At 41.6% G+C, this 22991-nt stretch carries 17 protein-coding genes; 9 read left to right on the top strand and 8 right to left on the bottom strand.

Annotated elements, in window-relative coordinates; genetic code table 11:
• Positions 1-37 precede the first annotated feature (37 nt).
• The gene (gene rdgC, locus ISP07_RS08610) at positions 38-946 is read left to right on the top strand and encodes a recombination-associated protein RdgC (protein ID WP_054552583.1); all 909 of its coding nucleotides are present in this window, start codon (positions 38-40) and stop codon (positions 944-946) included.
• Between the two features lie 58 nt (positions 947-1004).
• On the opposite strand, the gene ISP07_RS08605 is transcribed toward rdgC, so the two are convergent.
• Positions 1005-1847, bottom strand: coding sequence for an HDOD domain-containing protein (locus ISP07_RS08605; RefSeq protein ID WP_054552584.1), 843 nt, complete (start codon positions 1845-1847; stop codon positions 1005-1007).
• 273 nt (positions 1848-2120) lie between these two features.
• Between ISP07_RS08605 and ISP07_RS08600 the strand changes: the two genes are divergently transcribed.
• Entirely contained in the window at positions 2121-3821 is a 1701-nt protein-coding gene (locus ISP07_RS08600; RefSeq protein ID WP_138600398.1) for a dipeptidyl-peptidase 3 family protein, read from the top strand.
• A 48-nt stretch (positions 3822-3869) separates the two neighbouring features.
• On the opposite strand, the gene ISP07_RS08595 is transcribed toward ISP07_RS08600, so the two are convergent.
• Both ISP07_RS08595 and ISP07_RS08590 read right to left on the bottom strand, forming a co-directional pair.
• Complete coding sequence (locus ISP07_RS08595; RefSeq protein WP_209327378.1) at positions 3870-4622, bottom strand: substrate-binding periplasmic protein; 753 nt, start codon at positions 4620-4622, stop codon at positions 3870-3872.
• Between the two features lie 58 nt (positions 4623-4680).
• Positions 4681-5085, bottom strand: a complete 405-nt coding sequence (locus ISP07_RS08590) for an HIT domain-containing protein (protein ID WP_209327377.1) — start codon at positions 5083-5085, stop codon at positions 4681-4683.
• Positions 5086-5197: 112 nt separating this feature from the next.
• Between ISP07_RS08590 and ISP07_RS08585 the strand changes: the two genes are divergently transcribed.
• From ISP07_RS08585 to ISP07_RS08575, 3 genes are all read left to right on the top strand, one after another.
• Entirely contained in the window at positions 5198-7423 is a 2226-nt protein-coding gene (locus ISP07_RS08585) for a S9 family peptidase (protein ID WP_209327376.1), read from the top strand.
• A 149-nt stretch (positions 7424-7572) separates the two neighbouring features.
• Entirely contained in the window at positions 7573-9210 is a 1638-nt protein-coding gene (locus ISP07_RS08580; RefSeq protein ID WP_138616072.1) for a methyl-accepting chemotaxis protein, read from the top strand.
• A gap of 313 nt (positions 9211-9523) precedes the next feature.
• Positions 9524-11644, top strand: coding sequence for a Calx-beta domain-containing protein (locus tag ISP07_RS08575; protein WP_209327375.1), 2121 nt, complete (start codon positions 9524-9526; stop codon positions 11642-11644).
• Between the two features lie 67 nt (positions 11645-11711).
• Here the strand turns inward: ISP07_RS08575 and ISP07_RS08570 are convergent, their stop codons facing one another.
• The 4 genes from ISP07_RS08570 to ISP07_RS08555 all read right to left on the bottom strand — a co-directional run bounded on the left by ISP07_RS08570 (position 11712) and on the right by ISP07_RS08555 (position 16447).
• Positions 11712-13235 carry a M17 family metallopeptidase gene (locus ISP07_RS08570; RefSeq protein ID WP_209327374.1) on the bottom strand — a complete coding sequence of 508 codons (1524 nt, stop codon included), beginning with the start codon at positions 13233-13235 and terminating at the stop codon, positions 11712-11714.
• A 105-nt stretch (positions 13236-13340) separates the two neighbouring features.
• Positions 13341-15020, bottom strand: coding sequence for a carbon starvation protein A (locus ISP07_RS08565; RefSeq protein WP_209327373.1), 1680 nt, complete (start codon positions 15018-15020; stop codon positions 13341-13343).
• A 106-nt stretch (positions 15021-15126) separates the two neighbouring features.
• Positions 15127-16179 carry a DNA polymerase IV gene (gene dinB / locus ISP07_RS08560; RefSeq protein WP_054552593.1) on the bottom strand — a complete coding sequence of 351 codons (1053 nt, stop codon included), beginning with the start codon at positions 16177-16179 and terminating at the stop codon, positions 15127-15129.
• Between the two features lie 61 nt (positions 16180-16240).
• Positions 16241-16447, bottom strand: a complete 207-nt coding sequence (locus ISP07_RS08555; RefSeq protein ID WP_054552594.1) for a hypothetical protein — start codon at positions 16445-16447, stop codon at positions 16241-16243.
• 153 nt (positions 16448-16600) lie between these two features.
• Here ISP07_RS08555 and ISP07_RS08550 point away from each other — a divergent pair, with 153 nt between their 5' ends.
• The 3 genes from ISP07_RS08550 (at position 16601) to ISP07_RS08540 (ending at position 19157) form a co-directional block, all read left to right on the top strand.
• Positions 16601-17029 carry an acyl-CoA thioesterase gene (locus ISP07_RS08550; protein ID WP_054552595.1) on the top strand — a complete coding sequence of 143 codons (429 nt, stop codon included), beginning with the start codon at positions 16601-16603 and terminating at the stop codon, positions 17027-17029.
• A gap of 12 nt (positions 17030-17041) precedes the next feature.
• Positions 17042-18094, top strand: coding sequence for an aldo/keto reductase (locus tag ISP07_RS08545; RefSeq protein ID WP_209327372.1), 1053 nt, complete (start codon positions 17042-17044; stop codon positions 18092-18094).
• Between the two features lie 136 nt (positions 18095-18230).
• Positions 18231-19157, top strand: a complete 927-nt coding sequence (locus tag ISP07_RS08540) for an ABC transporter substrate-binding protein (protein ID WP_209327371.1) — start codon at positions 18231-18233, stop codon at positions 19155-19157.
• Here ISP07_RS08540 and ISP07_RS08535 read toward each other — a convergent pair.
• Complete coding sequence (locus ISP07_RS08535) at positions 19108-19719, bottom strand: fumarylacetoacetate hydrolase family protein (RefSeq protein ID WP_209327370.1); 612 nt, start codon at positions 19717-19719, stop codon at positions 19108-19110. The genes ISP07_RS08540 and ISP07_RS08535 overlap by 50 nt on opposite strands.
• 300 nt (positions 19720-20019) lie before the next feature.
• Here ISP07_RS08535 and ISP07_RS08530 point away from each other — a divergent pair, with 300 nt between their 5' ends.
• Positions 20020-22968: a TonB-dependent receptor gene (locus tag ISP07_RS08530; RefSeq protein WP_228290555.1), complete on the top strand. Its 2949-nt coding sequence runs from the start codon at positions 20020-20022 to the stop codon at positions 22966-22968.
• Positions 22969-22991 lie beyond the last annotated feature (23 nt).

The raw sequence follows: 22991 nt of genomic DNA, 5'->3' as shown, positions 1-22991 counted from the left end.
ATGATTGGGCAAATTTATTGAAAGGATTAGCCTAATTATGTGGTTTAGTAACCTTATCTGCTACCGTTTTAAACAAGACGTTTCATACTCTCAAGAAGACTTCGACAAAGCCCTAGAACAAGATCTGTTCCGCTCATGTACAGGCCAAGAGCTTTCAACATTTGGTTGGACAAAAGCCTTTGGTAAGCATGGTCAAACTCTATCTCACTTCTCTCAAGACAGCATTCTAGTATGCGCTAAGCGTGAAGAAAAAGTACTGCCTGCGGCCGTTATCAACGAATTGGTTGCAGAGAAAGTTGAGCAAATCGAAGCGGAAGAAAACCGTCCGGTAAAGAAAAAAGAAAAAGACGAACTAAAAGAAAATATTCTGCACACTTTACTGCCTCAAGCATTTAAAAAGTCGAGCCTACAGTTTGCGTTTATTGACCAAAAGAATGGCTGGGTTGTGGTTAACAGCGCAAGCTTTAATAAAGCAGAAGAGCTTTTAGCTCTACTTCGTAAATCACTTGGCACGCTACCTGTCGTACCTGCATTTGCTAATTATGATTTAGATGTATTTTTAACCGATTGGTTAACTAATTTCAGCACTCCTGAAGGCTTCTCTATCGGTAACGATGCAGAGCTTGAAGAAGCCGATGACAGTGGTGCTCAGGTTAAATTGAAAGGCCATGACTTATCATGTGACGAAGTAAAGTCACACCTAGAAAATGGTAAGCGCGTAACTAAACTGGCTCTTGATTGGCAAGAGCGCGTTAAGTTCATGCTACAAAACGATGGCTCGATTAAGCGTCTAAGCTATTCAGAAACATTAAAAGAAGAAAACGCCGACATTCCAAAAGAAGATATGGCGGTAAAACTTGATGCTGACTTCATCTTAGCGTCAGAAGAAATTAAACAGTTGCTAGAAGAGCTGACCCAAGGCTTAGGCGACGCTGAAGATTTATAAAATTAACCTAAATGTTAATTAACACAAAGCGCGACTTGGTCGCGCTTTGTGTTTTTAGCTATTCAGTAAAAATGGCTTTGACCTCATCAAGCATATCGTGATATTCGTCTTCATTAAATAACTCAAGCGATTCTATTACGCCTTTATCTACATATGTTTGCAATGCTGCCGATTTGTCAGAAACCTGCAAGATGCCTTCTAAAATCGCGCCAATACGAATAAAGTCAACATAGCATATATGCTCTGGACGATAGTTTGGATTTGCCCAGCTTTCAGCAACTTCGACGAACTCATCAGTAAAGCCCCAAGCACGCATAATTGCGCCACCTACTTTGCCTCCTAATTTTTGGATAGCGTGTGCCAAAAAACTTGGATTTGCAAAAACTTCAGGGTGCTTTTCAGCCTCAGTCAAAATTGGCAACACGCCTATGTTATAGACTAATGAAGCTAGCGTAATGGTATCTCGGTTCAGTGATGTTTGCTTATTTCGACGTAAGAAAAAGTCCATTAGAGTAATTGAGTGACATGCAACTTTAAGGGTTTTTTGCCATGCTTTATCCATATACCCTTTTATCAGCTCATTATGCGATACAAACAATTGTTCCATCGCCATTGCGGTGGCAATATTTTTGATTTGACGTAGACCAATTCGTGTGACGGCTTGATGAAGATTGGTGACTTTAACTGAGCGCCCCATAAATGCACTGTTGGCCACTTTAATCATTCGTGCCGATAACGCTGGATCATGGGAGATAACATCTGCCATATCCATCAAGTTTACTTCTGGATTATCTGCTGCTTGCCTCACTTTTACTGCAACTTCAGGTAATGTCGGTAACACTAAAGTGTCATTATTTATTCTGTCGACCAATATGGTCAGTAATGCATTCTCTGTTGACATATGCGTGCCATCCTCTTGGGTTAGTTTGCCAAAATAAAGACAAACTAATGACTGACATTATTAGATTAGTTCTTGTTTTAGTATTGTCTAACTTAACGCTAAAGTTAAGAAAATCACAGAAATTATCTCTTTTTATGCTTTTTAATCATGTAACTGATAAATAAATATCGCTTCTAGCGCTGTATACTTGCCATGTATATGACAGGTTTGCTTTAATGCATACACTTTTTGTTTTAATAACAATGACTCTCACTAAAATCGGGAACGGGCAAAATGACATTAAATAAAATTAGCCAAGCACTTATCTTATCTGGTGCTGTTTTTCTTGGTGCATGTTCTGATCAGCAAGCAACCACTTCTCAAACTCAGCCTGCTGCAGAGCAAACAAAGCAAAGTATTGAACAGAACAACCCACAACTTATCAATGCAGATGAAAACCGTTTAGACATTTACACAGACTTCACACTTACTTCTGATCTTAGCCACCTGAGTGATAACCAAAAGCAAATGGTTGGTAAGTTGATCGATGCCTCAAAAATTATGGATGAGCTATTCTGGCGCCAAGCATTTGGTGAGAACAAAGACGCTTTCTTAGCAAAAATCAATGATGAAAAAGTTCAGAAGTTTGCAGATATCAACTACGGCCCTTGGGATCGCTTAAACGGCGACCAAGTTTTCTTATCAGGTTATGAAGAAAAGCCTCTAGGCGCTGAATTTTACCCAAGCGATATCACTAAAGAAGAATTAAACAACGCAATCGTTGATGACAAAACAGGTCTTTACTCAGTGATCAAACGTGACGAGAAAGGCCTTCTTTACAGTGTGGCTTACTCTGTTGAGTACGCACAAGAGCTAGAAAAAGCAGCCAACTTGTTACGTGAAGCAAGCAAGCTAGCTGATGATAAAGAATTCGCTAACTACTTAAGCATGCGTGCAGATGCACTAGTAAATGATGACTTTCAACCATCTGATTTTGCATGGATGGATATGAAAAATAACCCTATTGATGTGGTTATTGGTCCTATTGAAACCTATGAAGATCAACTATTTGGTTACCGTGCGGCGTATGAATCTTATGTACTAATCAAAGACTTGGCATGGAGCGAGCGTTTAGCTAAATTCGCTGCTTTCTTACCAGAGCTACAAAAAGGTTTACCTGTAGACGAAAAATATAAGCAAGAAGTCCCAGGTTCAGACGCTGACTTAAATGCTTATGATGTCGTTTATTACGCAGGCCACTCAAATGCGGGTAGTAAAACAATTGCTATCAACTTGCCAAATGATGAGCAAGTACAGCTAGAAAAAGGCACACGTCGTTTACAGCTTAAAAACGCAATGCGTGCTAAGTTCGATAAAATCTTAGTGCCTATTTCAGAGCAGCTAATTGTTCCTGAGCAACGTAAACACATTACCTTTGACGCTTTCTTCGCAAACACGATGTTCCACGAAGTAGCGCACGGTTTAGGCATTAAAAACACCATTACGGGTAAGGGTACTGTTCGCCAATCATTGCAAGAGCATGCAAGTGCCCTTGAAGAAGGTAAAGCGGATATCTTAGGTCTTTACATGGTTGAGCAATTACTTAAGAAAGGCGAGATCACTGACGGTACATTAGAAGATTACTACATCACCTTTATGGCTGGTATCTTCCGTTCAGTGCGTTTTGGTGCTTCAAGCGCACATGGTAAAGCGAATATGATCCGCTTTAACTTCTTCGCTGAAGAAGGCGCATTTTCTAAAAATGCTGACGGCTTATACAGCGTTAACATGGAGAAAATGAGCCAAGCAATGGAAAAACTATCGCGCTTAATCTTAACGATTCAAGGTGACGGTGATTACCAAAAAGTTGATCAGCTAATCGCAACTCATGGTGAGATCAAAGCTGAGCTAGCGAAAGATTTAGAAAAATTAAGCCAAGCTAATATCCCAGTTGATGTTACTTTCAAACAAGGCAAAGAAGTATTAGGCCTTTAATACCAGCCTTGTCTGATATAAAAAACGCTGCAATTGCAGCGTTTTTTATTATTCTCGTGCGACAAAACTTAATCCATATTTGCTATTCAGCTGGACTATATCACCACTAATCAACATCTTATTAAACTCTGAATTAAAGTCATCTATAAACTCATTAAGCTCCCGTTGCTTAGTGAAACCATAATAGCCTTGATTCACCGTAATGATTGGCGACAGCATGACAACCTTACTAGAAATTGATAAATCATCAATAATCGGAAGAGCGGCTCGCGGGTGAGTCATCACTAGATCAACTCGATTGTGCATTAACTGTAAAAAACTAGCTTTAACACTCGCCACTTCTGACAAAGTTAAACTTGATTTATTGCGTTTAAATTCTGAACCATAATTCCAACCCCGAGTAATACCAATCACGTCTTTACGTAAGCTTGCGAAATTACCAGCCCAAGTTACATCGCTATTTTTTTTGGTAAAAAAGACAATAGGATCTTCATAAAATGGCAAGGCACTAAATTGCATATATTGTTGACGTTGAAGAGACTTATAAGGACCGATAATGGCATCTGCATGGCCTTGCTCAACCATTTTTAAAGCACGCTTTAGTGGCATGATATCGATGACGAGTTCATGCCCAAGGCGTCGACAAATTTCATGAGCAATATCAGCACCTAAACCAATCACTGTACCTTGTTGATCTTGTTCTAAGATTGCGGGGAAATGGCTCCCAACAAAGTAATAACTTTTTGCTGTTACGGAAAATGAACATAGAAAAGCCAATACGGCTATTACTGTGCTTTTCACTTTTATTAGTCTCTTATTTTTCGCATCTACTTAGCTTAGCGCAATTTAATATGATTGATTAAAAATGTGCTCTTAGTTGCTCTATTTGTTCATCAGTATAAGGCACTGCAGGTAATTTACCCCAAATTGGTGTCGGCCAAGCTGCATCAGTTGTGAAACGCGCAATATGATGAACATGTAATTGCGGCACCATATTACCCAATGCTGCTATATTGAGTTTGTCTGGGCTGAATACCTGTTGTAACAACTTACTCAGTTTGCCCGACTCTTGTAATAAGGTAATTTGTAGCTCTTCAGACAGATCGATAATCTCTTTAACGTCTGCAACTCTTGGCACTAAGATAAACCAAGGGTATTGGCTATCATTCATCAGCAATACTTTACACAGTGGCCAATCCGCAAGTTCAATGCAGTCGCGTTGTAGTTCTGGGGCCAGAGAAAACGACGTATCAGTATTTTTCATCAATAAATCCTTTGATATTGGGTAATCAAATCCTACTTTATAGCATTTTGTTGCAGTTGCCTAAGCTTACCATTAACATCATGGCAGTTTTTATTCGAGCGAAGGTACTCCTGTGCTAAAAAAAATTAAATCTCTCTCACTTGCTCTGCCAGTGGTGGCCACTGCATTTAGTGTGACTGCTGAACCACTCACACTTGAGCGTATTTTTGACGATCCAAGCTTAGCAGGCAAAGCGCCTGTACAACTTAAATTCTCTCCAGACGGCAGTCGTGTCACTTACCTGCAAGGTAAAACCGATGATTACAACCGCTACGATCTATGGGAATACAACTTAAAAGATAACAAAAACCGCTTATTAGTTGACTCTGCTGCGCTATTTTCTGGTCCAGAAAACTTATCTGATGAAGAAAAAGCACGCCGTGAGCGCCAACGTATTTTTGGTAAAGGGATCTTAGAATATAAATGGTCTAAAGATGGTAAAGCGCTTTTATTCCCACTTAATGGCGACCTTTACTATTACGAGCTTGCCTCAGCTAAAAGCCGCAAATTAACCGACACAGACGCATTTGAAACCGATGCACGCTTCTCACCTAAAGGGCACTTCGTATCGTTTATTCGTGAGCAGAACCTATACGCACTTAACTTAAAAACGGGTCAAGAAATCCAATTAAGTAAAGATGGTGGCGGTGTTATTAAAAACGGTATGGCCGAGTTTGTTGCGCAAGAAGAAATGGGCCGTATGACTGGCTACTGGTGGTCTGGTGATGAGTCTAAAATCGCTTATACCCGTGTTGATGAAAGCCCAGTAAAAGAAGCGATCCGTAATGAAATTTACGCCGATGAAGTAAAGCTTTTTAACCAACGCTACCCGTTTACAGGTACCGACAACGTTAAAATTCAGTTAGGTGTTGTAAGCATCAACAATCAAAAAACTGACTGGGTTGATTTAGGCGACGATCAAGATATTTATATCGCTCGCGCAAAATGGTTAAAAGATAACAAAACGCTTTCTTATCAGTGGCAAGACCGCTCGCAACATAACTTAGAGTTACGTTTTTATAATAGCGAAACGAAAAAGCAAACGGTTGCCCTAACAGAAACCAGTGATACTTGGATTAACCTACACTTTGATTTGCAATTCTTAAACGATAAAAAGCATTTCGTTTGGGCATCTGAGCGCGACGGTTTTAAACACCTTTATTTATACCGCACAAACGGTGAAATGATCCGTCAAATCACCCAAGGTGAATGGGTTGTTGATAGCTTAAAAGGTATCGACGAGAAAAAAGGCATCGTGTATTTTGCAGGTCGTAAAGACACAGCACTTGAGAGCCACCTTTACAGCGTACCGCTATTCAAAAAAGGCGAAATTAAGCGCGTAACTGAGCTAGGTGCTTACCATAATGTGGTAATTGCTAAAGATAACAAAACCTTTATCGATAACAGCTCATCAGTGAATAAGCCTGGCTCTGCGGCATTACGTAAAATTAATGGCGAATTTATCACTTGGCTTGAAGAAAACAAGTTAGATAAGTCACACCCATTAACGCCTTACCTAGCTGATTTGATCACCCCAGAATACGGCACACTAACGGCTGAAGACGGGCAAATCATGCATTACCGTTTATTCAAGCCAACTAATTACCAAGACGGTAAAAAGCACCCAGTTATTGTTAACGTGTATGGCGGCCCTCATGCTCAGCGTGTAACGAACAGCTGGCGTAGTAAAAACTTATACTTCCAGTACATGGCACAACAAGGCTATGTTATTTTCCAACTTGATAACCGTGGTTCATACAATCGTGGTAAAAAGTTTGAAGACGTAATTTATAAGCACTTAGGTGTGGCTGAAGTGGCAGATCAAATCAAAGGTGTCGAGTTCTTACGCACCCTTGATTACGTTGATCCTGAGCGTATTGGTATTTATGGCCACAGCTACGGTGGTTACATGGCGCTTATGACCATGTTTAAAGCGGGCGACTACTTCAAAGCCGGTGTTTCTGGTGCGCCAGTCACTGATTGGGCACTTTACGACACTCACTACACTGAGCGTTATGTAGGCCACCCTGCAACTAACGCGAAAGGTTACGAAGCAAGTGCTGTCTTCCCGTATGCTGAAGGGTTAAAAGGCCCGCTGATGATTTATCACGGTATGGCTGATGATAACGTGTTATTCACTCACGCCACTAAGTTATTCAAACAACTGCAAGATCAAGAAAAACAGTTCGAAATGATGACTTATCCGGGCTCAAAACACAGTTTACGTGGCAAGAGCGTACAAACGCACTTACACCAAACCATCACAAGTTTCTTCAACCGACACTTTAACGTTGAGTAATCACGTTTAATTTCGGTAACTTAGACTAAAGGCTGATTGTTAAATCAGCCTTTTTTTTGTCTCAATGTATTCTACTATTTAACTAGATTTTCGACCTATTTTGGCTACGCTTAATACATTGCTCTTATGAGCATGACGAAGGAACACACATGAATTACTTACGCCGTTTTACAATTTTTCAGCGCCTCGCCATGTTAGTGAGTGTGGTCGTGATAGGGCTGATATTTTTGAGCGTCTCGAGTTTAACGCAGCAATACAGCTCGCTAAAGCAAGAGCAATACATAAAAACCCAAAACCTTGTTGAGTCAGCCTACTCTATTATTGAGCATAACTATGCGTTGTTTGAGCAAGGTAAGCTGAGTGAGCAACAAGCCAAGCAAGCAGCCCTCGAAACAATTTCTGCACTACGTTATGACAATAACAATTACTTTTGGATCAACGATTATGAACCCGTTATGGTCATGCACCCGTTTAAGCCAGAATTAAATGGTAAATCGCTAGCGGGCAGTAAAGATCCAGATGGTGTGTTGTTATTTGTCGATATGGTTAATATCGTCAAAAAACAAGGAGAGGGTTTTATTCCCTATAAGTGGCCAAAGCCAGGTAAAGATCAGCCCGTTGATAAAATTGCCTACGTAAAAGGGTTTGCAAAGTGGCAATGGATTGTTGGCTCTGGTGTCTACATTGATACCATTGAAGAGGCGTTCTCGTCACTTCGTACCCATGTCATTATCACCGCGGTAGTGATTATTGCCCTACTGGTTGCGCTTAGCTACCTAATTGCCAATAGTATTCTTCGTCCGACACAACTTGCCGCAAATATGATGAAAGATATCTCACAAGGTGAAGGTGATTTAACTCAAAAGCTTGATGAAAACGGCAATGATGAAGTGTCTCGTTTGTCGCGCTACTTTAATTTGTACACGGCCAAAATGCGTGAGTCACTAAAACATGTTGCCGATAACGCAGAGCAAGTGAATCAGTTTGCCCACAGCGTTGATGATGCCAGCAAAACCAATCATTCATTTATAGAACTGCAAAACGACAGCTCAACTCAAGTGGCTACTGCGATGGAACAAATGACCCATCAAATTCATGATGTCAGTCAGAATGCTGAACAAGCTGAGCATGCCGCTAACGAAGCTGCACAAAATGCCGAAGCAGGCAAGCAGGTTCTTAACAAGACCATCACCGCCATTGAAACCTTGTCGCGTAACATTGAACAAGTGAGTAAGGTTACTGCCGACCTTGCTGCAGAGAGTAACAACATAGGCTCAGTGCTTGATGTTATCCGCAGCATTGCAGAGCAAACCAACTTACTGGCACTCAATGCAGCCATTGAAGCAGCACGTGCTGGTGAGCAAGGCCGAGGCTTTGCCGTTGTAGCTGACGAAGTACGTACATTAGCAAGTCGCACAGGTAAAAGTACTGACGAAATTCAAGCCATGATCAGTAAACTACAAACCGGTGCACAAGCTGCTGTTGATGCTGTATCAGCAAGTCAGCAGTTATCAAGTGAAACGGTTTCACAGGCAGGTGAAGCAAATAGCTCCCTTAGTGAAATTGAACGACTAGTCACCATTATCAAAGATATGAACAGCCAAATTGCCCGCGCTACCGAGCAACAAACCAGCGCCGCAGATGAAGTTAACTTGCGGATTAATGAGCTTTCACAATCAACCGAGCAATCACTGTCGAATACCCAAGGACTTTCCAACGCCAGTGATAATTTAAAGCATAGCTCACAAGCATTGAGCGATGTAGTTAACCGTTTCAAACTCGATTGATCACAGCACTTCAAAAGCCCTGCAATGGTTTGCGGGGTTTTTCTATAACCTTTCTTTTTTATCCCCTAGTAATTTTTGAAGCCACTAAAAATTCAACCCACTGATTTAATTAGATCTTTATTAAATAGATAAAAAAAAGATGATAAATAGATATTAACGAGATTTACATAAATAAATTAAAAAGGAACTAATGGGGTGTGCTGAATTAAATTGCCATTGGCATTTAATCACTATTACAAAAATAATAAGGAGCGATACCAAAGTGCCTTCAAGAAACATACACCCCAAAAAGAACACACACTTAAAGCGTACTATGTTAGCTGCAATTTGCACTTACTCGCTACTCGGAGTAACTAATCAAGCGCTGGCAGATACAACTCAAACAAAACAAATTCCATTACACTTTATTGTTGCAGCAACCGATAAAGATGGCGCTAATGCCAAAGTTGACCAAGCCACTATTGAGCAATCAATTGAAAACTTAAATTCACATTATCAAGGTACAGGTTACTCATATCACTATAAATCTATTGACTTCGTAACCAACGAAGAGATGCCTGGTTTTTATGACGACGATTACTCACCAGACAATAGAGTGTTATTTATTGAGCCTTATTTTGATAAATCAGCTTTAAATGTCATGGTCGCAGACTTTGATGGCGTCAATGGTAATGCGTTTTTTCCTTACTTTGGCGTAGATGGTGTGTTAATTGATACAGAAGACCTTGTTACAACGACACTCGCACATGAAATCGGCCATAACCTCAGTTTATTGCATACCTTTGCCGATGGTGATGATGAACCTATTTCAGTGCAAATCGGTGAACGTGGCTACTTGTACGGTGACCAGATAATCGACACCCCTCCTTCTTTTGATGACTTAGATGATGATATTGAAAATTGCGAATACACAGGCTCTGCCGAAGATGAAGAAGGTACTCCCTACGCCCCTGATGCCAAAAACATAATGAGCCAAGGAAAAAATACCTGCCGTACGCACTTTTCTGCACAACAAATAGACCGTATGCAGTATGTTTTGCAAAGAGATAAATACCATCTTTTTAATCAATTTGGTGAAGGTAGAACCGTACCAAACTGCGAAAACTCAATTATAGTTACTCAATTCCCACATATAGATGGCTTTAATTTTAATCAAGAAATAGCGCAGCCATGGGTTCAAGATGTAGCTAATAACGGCTTCTTTTTTAGAACCTCACCTGATTCAAATTCAAGCAGAACAGGTGCTGATGAACCCTTTGAGGGGCACAGCTATTTACAAATTGATAGTAGCAAACGGGATGACACTGATTTTGATGACATTGTATATGCCAAAAAAGGTGACAAATTAAACTACTTAAGCCCTTGCTATGACTTGAGCTTCATCGAAAAACCGACATTGGAGTTTTACTTCAATATGCACGGCAAAGATATGGGAACTAGTATTATCGAGGTATCCGCCGATAATGCGCAAACGTGGGCTGAGTTATGGCGAAAAGAAGGCCAACAACACTCCGACGGCGACATTTGGGAAAAAGTGACGGTTGATCTATCTAACTACAGAACAACTCCCGCACAGCTGAGACTAAGTCATATCATAGAAGGTGAAAAAGGTGATGCGTCATTTGATCTTTTCACTGTTTCGGGCACTCAACCTCAGCAAGATTATGAATTTAATAGTAATACTCTCAATATAGCCGAAGACGAAAATGAAGTAACATTCAAGGTCATTAAAAACTCAGGCTTAGATAGTAGTTCGAAAATACGAATTTACACCGAAGACGTGGATGCTATTGCTGGAGAAGATTATACAGCACTTGATGAGACCCTTACTTTTTCGAGCCAAGAAACTGAAAAAGAACTAGCTATAAATATATTTGATAATAATGAAGTTGATGGTTCTCGCTCTTTTAATATCAAACTAGCATCTGATGAAAGTGACATAATCTTCAATGAATCAATTGTAACGATTGAAGACAACGATGTTGATTTCAGCTATGAATTAGACATTTCAGACACACAAATATCAGAAAATAGCGGCCAACTATTAGTTGGTATAATCAAATCCGATCCAACCGATTTTGAAACAAAAGTTCGTATAAAAACGACGGATGATAGCGCGGTCGGCGGCACTGATTTTACAGCTCTTGATGAAGTACTTACCTTTGCTCAAGGCGAAACACAAAAAGACATTACGATCGACATTATTGATAATTCAGAGGTAGATGGCTCAAGACGCTTCACTCTCCTATTAGAGTCTGAATCATTCAATGAAAAATACGCTGATGAAGTAATCACAATCACCAATGAAGATGGTATTCCAGAGCATGCAACCCCAGATGATAAAGCAAGCGGCAGTGTATCAGGTTACTTTACACTAATGCTCGGCGCACTGTGCTTTATTCGTAGAAACCGAAAGAAGAACATAAAAGACTAAACCTGACCAAGCATAGGCTTTAGAGCACAGGGTTGTGTCTAAAGCTTATGCTTTTTAAACTTACAACTTACAAACAATAACGAGCGAATAAGCTGCTTACTGTTGCGGCGGTAGGCTTGCCATGTTGCCAATCACCACCTTCTACACCACTGCCTGCGATATCCATATGAACATACGGTAATGGCTGCGCTGATTCAGTACCATGCTTATCTAAACCACCAACAATCGCTAAGAATGCCATTGGGAACTGATGACCACGAGCTGTCACTGCAGAAGCTGCATTGTTACTTGATAATACATCGTCAGCTAACGTGCGAGGACGAATGAAGTCATAATCTTCACGGCGGCTACGAGATACTTCGGCGCCATCTGCCCATAAATCGCCTAAGTCAGCAATTTGGCGTGAAATTTTCGCTGCGCGAGCTGGACCATTTTCAACATACGCACTGTAAGGACCCATAGCACGTGCTGCGTGGCCTGTTAGTGTTGCAACAGTGAATAGCTCTGGATTTACTTCGTTTAAAGCACGATCTTTCATTTCGCTTAATAGGTCACCCATTGCTAAACGGCCTTCAGCATCTGTGTTACCGATACGAACACGCACACCTTCACGGCTGGTAATGATTTCATCAGGAACAAAACAATCAGAACCAATTGAGTTACGAACTACGGCTAAATAGGCAATTACTTTTACGCCTTTTGGTGCAAAGTCAGCCACTGATTTCATAAAGCCAGCAACCGAAGCTGCACCGCCTTTATCGCGGCTCATACCTGCCATAAAGCCACCCACTTTAAGGTCTGCACCACCGGTATCGTAAACTAAACCTTTACCAACAAACATTAAGGTACGCTCAACGTCGCCTTCAGGCACGTATTCTAGTTTCACAACACGTGGGTGATGACGCTCAACAGCGTAAGATGCGCGCGCTACGGTGCTCATCATTGGGTAATCTTTATCGATAGTGTTGATATCTGAAATCACTTCAACAGACACCTTGCTACCCGCAAATAACTCAACGCAGTAATCAGCAAAACGTGGTGGTGCCATACGTTCAGGTTCTGTACCACATAAATCACGTGCAGCGTATTGACCGGCAGCAATAGCATTAAGCGCTTTGCTCATTGCCTCATCTGCGCCCACTAGGCTAATTTGGCTAATTGGTTCAATCGCTTGACCGTGGAACTCACGAGCCTCAAGTGGTTGCCATAGCGCTTGGCAAGCACCTAAATAAGCCACTTCAAGGGCATGCTTGTAACGGCTGTCTTGATTTACATTAGCAAGTAAAATTGCAGGCTGAATGCTACCCGATGCTTTCGCTTCTAGTACACCTTGCTTTGCTGCATCAAAGTAACGACGTACATCATCATAATCTCGGTTTAGAGGGCCTGTAGGCGCTAAAATAACGCGTTTAGAGTCAATTACAAGTAATGTAACTTGTTTGCCAATACGTGCGTCTACAGCTTGTTGAGCGCTAATAGCTTGACTTAAGCTTGCGTCTGCTAAAGAAGAAAAATCATCACCGATAATAATCAATGCATCGTGATTTGCATCCGCTAGTTGAGGGGCTGCAACTGCATGAGGGTATGCCATAAAAAAGGTCCTGCTGTTAAAACATAGGACCTTATTATCATTGATTTAGGGCGCTATTGCCAGCCAAGTAAGACAGCTTACTATAAGGCTGGCAAGCTAAGTTTACTACTCTGTAATGTGTGCTGAGTCTTTACGATGCTTAACAATCACAGACCAAGCTTCAAGCATAACCAGTACGCTCACGACCAGTACTAACAAATCAAGTGTCACCAGTAACCAGTTACCTTGTTGATAGTACTCGCCCAGTTTAATAACCCCAGCAAAGAACGCCATAACTAGTACGAAACTCATTGGTATAAGCGTGTATTTAGCCGGGCGATTCGCTTTAATTAGCATTACCGAGATAACCAGTAGGGTTAAGCTTGCTAAGATTTGGTTAGTCGAACCGAATAATGGCCAAATGATCATACCGCCGCTACCGTCAGCGCCACCAGCACCAAAGGCAAGCAGTAAACAGCTAAGTACTGCAATAAGTGTAGCTACAATACCATTACGAATGATGCTGATATTATAAATATCACCCCACTCTTGAATGATATAACGCTGCAAGCGCACGCCAGAGTCCATGGTAGTCCCCGCAAACAAGACCACCATCACGGCAAGTAAGGTTGATGCCACCTCTTGCGAGATACCCCAACCACTTTCAATTAAGTTAGCGCCACCATTAATAAAGGCGCTGACACTACCTGCACCTAAGTGACTATAAATTTCATGCCATTCTTCAGGTGATACAGCAAGTGCAACACCACTAACTGCAACGAGTGTTATAAGTGCAAGCATACCTTCGCCTACCGCACCTAAGTAACCCACAAAGCGGCCATCAGTTTCCTTGTTCAGCTGCTTAGAACTGGTACCTGAAGACACAATACCGTGGAAACCCGATACCGCACCACAAGCTATGGTCACAAATAGCAATGGAATAATACTTGGTGTATCAACCGCCGTTTGAGTATTAAACGCAGGCGCTGTGATATCTGGCATTGACACAAACACCGCACCGTAAAGAAGCACTAAGCCAACTAATAACTGCATACCGTTGATAAAGTCACGAGGCTGTAACAGCATCCATACTGGCAATAACGAAGCAATGGCTGCATAGATAAATAAGATAATGATCCAGTTAGCATTCGCACTTAGACCAAACATTTCATCAGGTAATGAAATTGGCATACCACTACCAAGGTAAATGGTGTAATACAGAATTCCCACACCAACTAAACAAAGCGGAATTAACGACACTTTACGGCGTAGCAACTGACCAATAACTAAGGCCACGACAATCGCTGACCAAGCAGGAAATACCGCATTAGGTTGCGATACAAATGATTTAGCAATCACCACACCAAATACCGCATTCACCATCAGTAGCACTAAGAACACCACAATCATAAATAATGCACGGGTGCGTTTACCAATTACGCTTTCAGATAAAGCGCCCATTGATTTACCTTTGTTACGCGCACTGGCCCAAAGAGCTCCCATGTCGTGAACACCAGCAAAAAAGATAGTACCAAATACCACCCAAAGTACCGCAGGCACCCAGCCCCAATAAACGGCAATCGCAGGGCCAACAATTGGCGCGGCACCTGCAACAGAGGTGAAATGGTGACCCCATAACACAACTTTGTTAGTTGGCACATAATCCACACCATCCTCAAGTTCATGAGCAGGTGTGACAAAATTATCATCCATTTTAAATATTTTTTCGGCGATGAATTTCGAATAAAAGAACCATCCGAACAACATACCGACTATTCCGAGCAGCACGATTACGACCGATTGCATAGTCATCTCTCTTATTAAGTTATAATGTTGTCTAAGGTGTTGAACTAGGCAGGCCTAGCACCCCAACTAGACACTAACAAACTTTCAAGCACCAAGGTGTTAACCTTTAGTCTAATATACTCAGCTGAAAATGCTCGTGAGCCTGACTCTTTATTCCGACACCTATCCCTAACAGGCGTACTGGCTGGTTATTACCTCGCTCATAGGCTTTACTCATTAACTCAGCAAAAATGCGTTCGTCTAATTGATGGTGGCTTTGATCGGCACTGGTCACGACAAAATTGGCAAATTTTACTTTTACCGATAATTTATTGATGCGGTTGTTTAACTGTTGTTTATCAAGACGGCGGGTTAATTCATCCATCAAGCGGGGTAACTGGCTTAAACACTCGTCTAAATTATTTTTGTTGTATTCATAGGTGTGCTCAACACTGAGTGACTTTCGTACTCGCTCAGTTGACACTTTGCCAACGTACTCGCCTGCACACTTTTGATATAAAGAGACGCCAAAATTACCAATGTGCTGCTGCATCCAATTAACCCCTTTCGCACGCACATCAGCCCCTGTGTAAAGCCCTTTAAGTTGCAGCTTTTCTAAGGTCACCTTGCCAACGCCGGGAATTTTGCCAAGCGGTAAACTTGCCAAAAAGTCATCAACTTGATCGGGTAATACCACAAACTGACCATTAGGCTTATTTTCATCGCTGGCTATTTTGGCAATAAACTTTATTGGCGCAACGCCCGCTGAGGCTGTCAGCCCAGTGGTGTCATAGATTTCTTGGCGGATTTGCTGTGCCATGAGTGTTGCACTGCCTTTGCATGCGGTACTGTCGGTTACATCAAGGTAGGCTTCATCTAACGATAACGGCTCAATAAGGTCTGTGTACTTTGCAAAAATGGCGCGAATTTGCGTGGAGATTTCTTTATAAACCTGCATTCGTCCGGGCACGATAACCAGATCGGGGCACAGTTGTTTGGCATGATAGTTCGACATCGCCGAGCGCACACCATATTTACGGGCAATATAATTAGCTGTTGATAGCACCCCGCGACGACTATTACCACCTATAGCCAGTGGCACATTCGCAAGCGCGGGGTTATCACGCATCTCAACGGCTGCATAAAAGCAGTCCATATCGATGTGAATGAATTTTTTCATCAGGAATACAACAACTGTTTATATATACAGTTATTATATTTAAACTTCCTGAGAGTGCAAGCTAAGAGGTTTGGCTTGTTTGTTGGTTTGGTTTTTTGCGACTGATTAGCCGTGCGCCAAATAACCAAAACGCGGCTTCGAATAACAAGCCCACGACAATTAAAGCGATAAATCCTGACATTGTGCCCATGCTATAACAGAGCAAAGCTAGAGCGAGTAAGATGAAAAGTGCAATCCACTTTATCACCCTCAAGGTTAGTTGCTGCATAATTAAGGTCCTTTAATGTGTGTTCATTTTGCTCACACTTTACGTAAGCGTGAACTTATAAATCTAGCACAATCTACTGAGTTTTCTAATTTCCTTGAGCTAAAAGCAGCATATTGCTAACCTAAGTTTTCTCACAATCAACGAAGATTTACTATGCAATCGTTTATAGAACAACACCCTATCAGAACAAAAATTAATGTTGCATGGGGTGAAATGGATGCCCTGCAGCACGTCAATAATGTGGTGTATTTTCGCTACTTTGAAACAGCCCGTATCGATTTTTTTACTCAACTAGGTTTTCTTAAAGATTTACAAGTAACAGGTGTGGGTCCGGTGATCAGCGAAAACAATGCTCGCTATAAACGCCCGGTGACATTTCCTGATACGGTGCATGTTGGTGTAAAGATTAGTGACATTGAACACGATCGTTTTATGATGCATTACACTGTATTTAGTGAAAGCCAAGACGCAGTAACAACCATTGGCTCATCACAGGTGGTTATGTTTAATTTTAAAACGGGTAAAAAAGCGCAGTTAAATGATGAGTTATTAACTGCACTAAAAGCCCATTCTAGCGATTAACAAGGATCTATTATGCTTTATAGCCCACTTGGTCGAAGTGGTATTGATGTATCTCGTGTCTGCTTAGGTAGCATGACATGGGGTATGCAAAATAACCAAGCCGATGCCGATGAACAAATCGCCTATGCATTAGATAAAGGCGTTAACTTTATTGATACCGCAGAAATGTATGCCGTTCCACCTTCTCCAGACACTTACGGCAAGACAGAAGAGATCATCGGTAATTGGTTAGCGCGTAATAAAGACAAACGCGATGATCTTGTCATTGCTACTAAAATTGCGGGTAACGGCTTACCTTGGGTACGCGATGCAGGCGATATTACTCGCCAAGCAGTGGTTGAAGCCGTTGATGCATCTCTTAAACGCTTGCAAACTGAGGTTATCGATTTATACCAATTACATTGGCCTAACCGTACATCACCGCACTTTGGTAAACAGTGGCCAGGTAAAGTGTGCTTCTCAGAGGCTGACACCGAGCAAAATATCGCGGGTATGTTAGATATTCTTGAAGGGCTGAATGACTGTATCAAGGCTGGTAAAATTAAGCACTGTGGTTTATCAGACGATACACCTTGGGGCATCAGCCAGTACTTACGCTTAAGTGAGCAGCATAACCTTCCGCGCATGGTATCAATTCAAAACGAATTTAGTTTATTGCACGCTAAAGATTGGCCGTATTTGATTGAACAATGTATTCATGAAGATATTGCTTACCTACCTTGGTCACCACTAGGTGGCGGCATGCTAAGTGGTAAGTACTTAAATGGTGCTCGCCCTGAAGGTAGTCGTTGGACGCTAGTGCAACGTAATGGCCTATTTAGAGACACAGCACAATCACGCGCTGCGATTGCTGAATATGTTGAAATTGCTAACGCCTTTAATTTAACACCTTCACAACTTGCATTGGCTTGGTGTGATCAAGTGGATGGCGTAAGCTCAACGATTATAGGTGCAACATCAATGGCGCAGTTAAAAGAAAATATCGATGCTTTCTCGGTGCAATTAAGCGATGAAGCTAACGATAAAATCGCTGATGTATTTACCCGCTATCCTATGCCTTTCTAAGCAATTATGTGCATTATTATAAGCCTGTGATCTGACAGGCTTATTAATACTTATTCATCATTTTTATACTCAACCTACAATTTTACCCATACTTTAGTGTATAGTTATTCATAGCATTTCACTATGTAGGTTGTTAATGAGTAAATACATAAAACAAGTAGTATGCGTAGTTGCAGGGATTTTACTTGCTCCCATTACTCATGCCTCTGAGCAGCTCTCAATTACCTGGCTTGAAAATGATGGTAAGCCCTTCTTTATCGAGAAAAGTAACGCTTATCCCCATGGTGGGCTATGCAATGAAATTACCGATATGTTGATTGAAGCCTTACCCAACATTAACCACAACAAAGTGATGTTACCGCAAAAACGTGGCAGTAAATATCTCGATGACGGACAAATGGCGTGCTATGCCTGCATGATCCATCGTGATAAAAAAACCAACCGCGCTACTTACTCAATCCCAACCACAGTGTACCCACCCTTTAGCGTATTAAGTACCGAAGAGAAAGCACTGAAAATTAAGCAAAAACACGGTAACCCAGTATCACTTATCTCTTTGTTTACTGATGCTAATTTTATTTATGGTCAAAACGCTGCACGTAAATTTGGCAGTCAATTAGATAAGATTGCGAAAAATACCAAGCTTTACGAAAGTGCAGCATTAAGTGGTAATGGCAGTAGTCCAAATTTTGCTTTACTCTCGCAGTTAGAGCATGGCTACATTGATTACACCATTGATTACCCCTACGTTGCTGATTATTACAATCAACAAAACCAACAGAATATTCAAAAGCTCACCATTGTTAATCCGGCTCAGAATGTGGTTTTTGGCGCCATTGGTTGCTCAACGAACGCGCCTAATAATTATGCCGAAAAAGTGCTTGCAGAAATTAATGAGGCGCTGAAAAACAAGGTACTGCCAAGTGAGAGATACCAGCAAAGCCAACGAACTTGGCTCGAACAAAGCTTTCCTGAGTTTTCAACTTATTACCAGCGCTACATTTTAGACCCGCTTAAAGAGCCTGCCACTGATGAGATAGCAACGCCTGTTGATCATCCATAAGGGTTACAACAAAGCTTGAATTAGCGACAACCTTCCCTACCCCTTCAGGCGTGCCAGTCATAATGATATCGCCATCTTCTAGGTCCATAAATTCACTGATTTCAGCTAAGATTTGCTCAGCGTTATGCAGCATTAACTTTGTATCGCCGAATTGGGTCTCTTTACCATCAATCTTCAGACTAAATTGATAATGGTAACTGTCATTCACCGCAACAAATTCAGTAAAAAGCGCTGAACCATTAAATGCTTTTGCGCGCTCCCAAGGCAGGCCTTTTTCTTTAAGTGTGCTTTGTAAGCCTCGTTTGGTTAAATCAAGCCCAAGCGCAACCGCTGCCAGCTGTTTATCTTTAACTAAAAAGCAAAGCTCAGTTTCGTAATGTAGAGCCTCACCTAAGTGTTCGCTATTAAGAGAATCAGTGATGGCGCTATTTGGTTTTGCAAACAGCACCATATTTGTTGGTGTTTCATTGTTAAGCTCTGCAATATGCGCAGCATAATTACGACCTACGCAAATAATTTTGCTTGGGGTGAATACTTCTTTATTCCATTTCACTGATTGCACGCAAATACCTCTCGTTTTAACAAATGTAAAAGACTCAGTTTTTTATTTTTAGCATTAACACGCCAATTTCGTACCTAAAATAAATAAATCCATTGATAGAATAATTCTCATAATAACATAAACATAGATATTACCTTTCACTATAAGCGTTATTTATGTTGACGATTGTTTTACTTTCTAATAACTTAATGTAAGCGGTTACATTTCAAAAATCGGGTTCGGCGATTTTTTTTGGAAAGAAATGTAAGCGCTTACAAAAATAGACAACAACATAAAATAAAACCAAATCTGGAGATTTGCATGAACCACACACTTTTCAAGAAAAAGCAGCTTGCTATTAGCCTGTCTATGGCAATGGGTTTAAGCGCGCTAGTTCCTCACTCAGCTGTCGCCGAAGAACAGCCCGACAAAGCAAGTGATATTGAAGTAATACAAGTATCAGGTATTCGCGGAAGCCTAGTAAAATCAATGGATATCAAACGTCAATCTGCAGGTGTTGTTGATGCAATTACCTCTGAAGACATTGGTAAATTCCCTGATACCAACCTAGCAGAATCTTTACAACGTATTACCGGTGTGTCTATTGACCGTAGTAATAGTGAAGGTAGCAAAATTACGGTTCGTGGTTTTGGCCCTGAATTTAACTTAGTAACCCTTAACAATCGCCAAATGCCAACAACTGGCGGTCGTTCATTTGATTTTGGTGACATCGCAACAGAAAGTGTGAGCGGTGTTGAAGTATATAAAACAGCGCGTTCTGATATCCCTAGCGGTGGTATTGGTGCAACAGTTAATATCACTACAGCTAAACCTCTTTCTAATCCTGGTTTGCACGCTTCGATTGGCGCAAAAGCAGTTCACGACACATCAAACGAAACAGGTGATGATGTAACGCCTGAGCTTTCAGGTATCTACAGCAACACATTCAACGATGACAAATTCGGGATTTTAATTTCAGGCTCAGTTCAAGAACGTGATAACCGCGAACAATCAATGGCGGTTGATAACTGGATCCCAAATGTTGATATTTCATCGTCTCCTGATTTAGCACTGACAGATAACAACCAGCGCGCAGATGGCGCAACCTGGTATCCGCAAAATGCAGGTTACGCGTTTTCAGACAATTCACGCAAACGTACCAATGGTCAACTTGTGCTGCAATACGCACCGAATGACCGCATTACTGCAACCGTTGATTACACTTACTCAAAACTCGAGTTTGAAAAAGATGGCCGTAGCTTTGGTGTGTGGTTCAACAATGGCGGTAATGTTAGCGCAGCAACTATCAATGAAAACGGTACTTACACGCAAGTAACTGAAATTGGTGGTGACTACTCAACAAACTTAAACCGCGGTGCAACTACTAACGAAAATAAATCACTTGGTTTAAACATTGATTGGCAAGTAACAGACAATTTAAACATCGAGTTTGATGCGCACAACTCGTCAGCTGAAAGTGCCGGTGTGGGTATCGGCCATGATGCGTTTATGATTATTGGTAACACGTCATGTTCATGGTGTGAAAACCCAACAGTGAATATCGACGAAAAAATGGCTGACTTCAGCAAAGGCGAAATTCCGCTTATCGATATGACATTAACCAATGGCCAAGCAGAAATTTTACCGAGCGACATGGGGACCCTTTTCGCCGGTGTAAACAAAGACACTAACACCAACGACCTTGACCAATACCAGTTGAAAGGTACGTGGTATAACGAAAACAGCGGTGCCCTATCGAGCATTAACTTTGGTGTATCACACACTAAAATTGATTTCCGTACGACTACAGCCTACTCAGGTCAGCTTGCTGCTGGTTGGTGGTTAATGTCAGCTGATTGGTACGATGACAGCATGTTCACTCGTGTCGACAGCTCAGGTTTACTTGATGGCTTCTCTGGTGGTGGTAGCGATAAGCTATTAAATTACTACTACGATGCTGATTTCGATGACATTGTCGCGATTGCCGAAAGCATTGACTGTGATCACCCTGATGGCGGCGTTGGCGCATGTAGCTGGCCTGCTGATGTAAACGGCATGGTACAAGCGGGTCCAATCGATGACGATCATCGTGTAAGCGAAGAAACAACTGCGGTATACGCACAAGCTAACTTCGAAACAGAATTTAACGGTATGCCAGTGAACATCACTGCGGGTTTACGTTACGAATCAACAGATGTTACAGCAAACAGCTTAGAGCGCCCTGCTGTTGCAATGGAATGGGTTAACGGTAACGAGTGGTCATACATTTACGCTGATGAACGTTCATTCTCAAACGGTGAAGGTAGTAGCAAAGAGTTTTTACCTAGCATCGATATGAACATCGAAGTAGTTGAAGACGTTATTGCACGTTTCTCTTACAGCCGTAGCCTTGCTCGTCCTCCTGTTGGCGCGCTTCGCTCAACAACGTCATTCTTAGGTAACCCGAAAGTGGGTCAACGTAAAGTGGCTGTGGGTAACCCGAACTTAAAACCTTATACTTCAGATAATATCGACCTGTCACTTGAATACTACTACGGTGAAGGCAGCTATGTGTCTGCGGGTTACTATCGTAAGCAAGTTGATAACTTCCTTGTAAATATCACAACCGAAGAAACGATTGATGGTATTACAGACCCATTCATTGGTGATCGTGCAGAGCAAGCGCGTGACGATTTAGCAGCAGCAGGTGAGCAACCATCTGACCAAGCAATCCACGATAAGATCAACGAAAACCAAGGCACTGAAGAAGGCACACCTATCGTTGGTAACGATACAGATCCACTGGCAAGCTTCTTCGTATCGCGTGATAACAACGTTGAAACAGCAAACCTATGGGGCTGGGAACTAGCAGCGCAACATATGTTTGGTGATTCTGGCTTTGGTATTGCCGCTAACGCGACTTTCGTATTTGGTGATGTTGAAGCAGACCGAGATGCTATTGGCTATCAATTTGCCCTACCGGGTTTAAGTGATTCAGCTAACTTCTCTGCGATTTATGATTTAAACGGTTTATCGGCTCGTATTTCTTATAACTGGCGTGATGAGTTCTTAACCGGCTTTGACCAACATGCTTCACCAATCTTTACTGAGTCTTATGGCCAGTGGGATATTAACGTGAACTATTCAGTTAACGAGAACCTAACTGTGTTTGTTGAAGGCCTTAACCTGACAGATGAAACGCAACGTACTTACGTTCGTTACTCTGAGCAGCTGTTACGTGCAAACCAATACGGTGCGCGCTACAACATCGGCTTCCGCTACTCGTTCTAGCATTTTGTTGTCAAAAAAGCCGC

Origin of the sequence: Pseudoalteromonas sp. PA2MD11 (assembly GCF_017808125.1) — a bacterium.
GTDB classification, from domain to species: Bacteria; Pseudomonadota; Gammaproteobacteria; order Enterobacterales; family Alteromonadaceae; genus Pseudoalteromonas; species Pseudoalteromonas simplex.
Note: the sequence above shows the minus strand (reverse complement) of the source record. Positions and strands in the feature narration are given on the sequence as shown.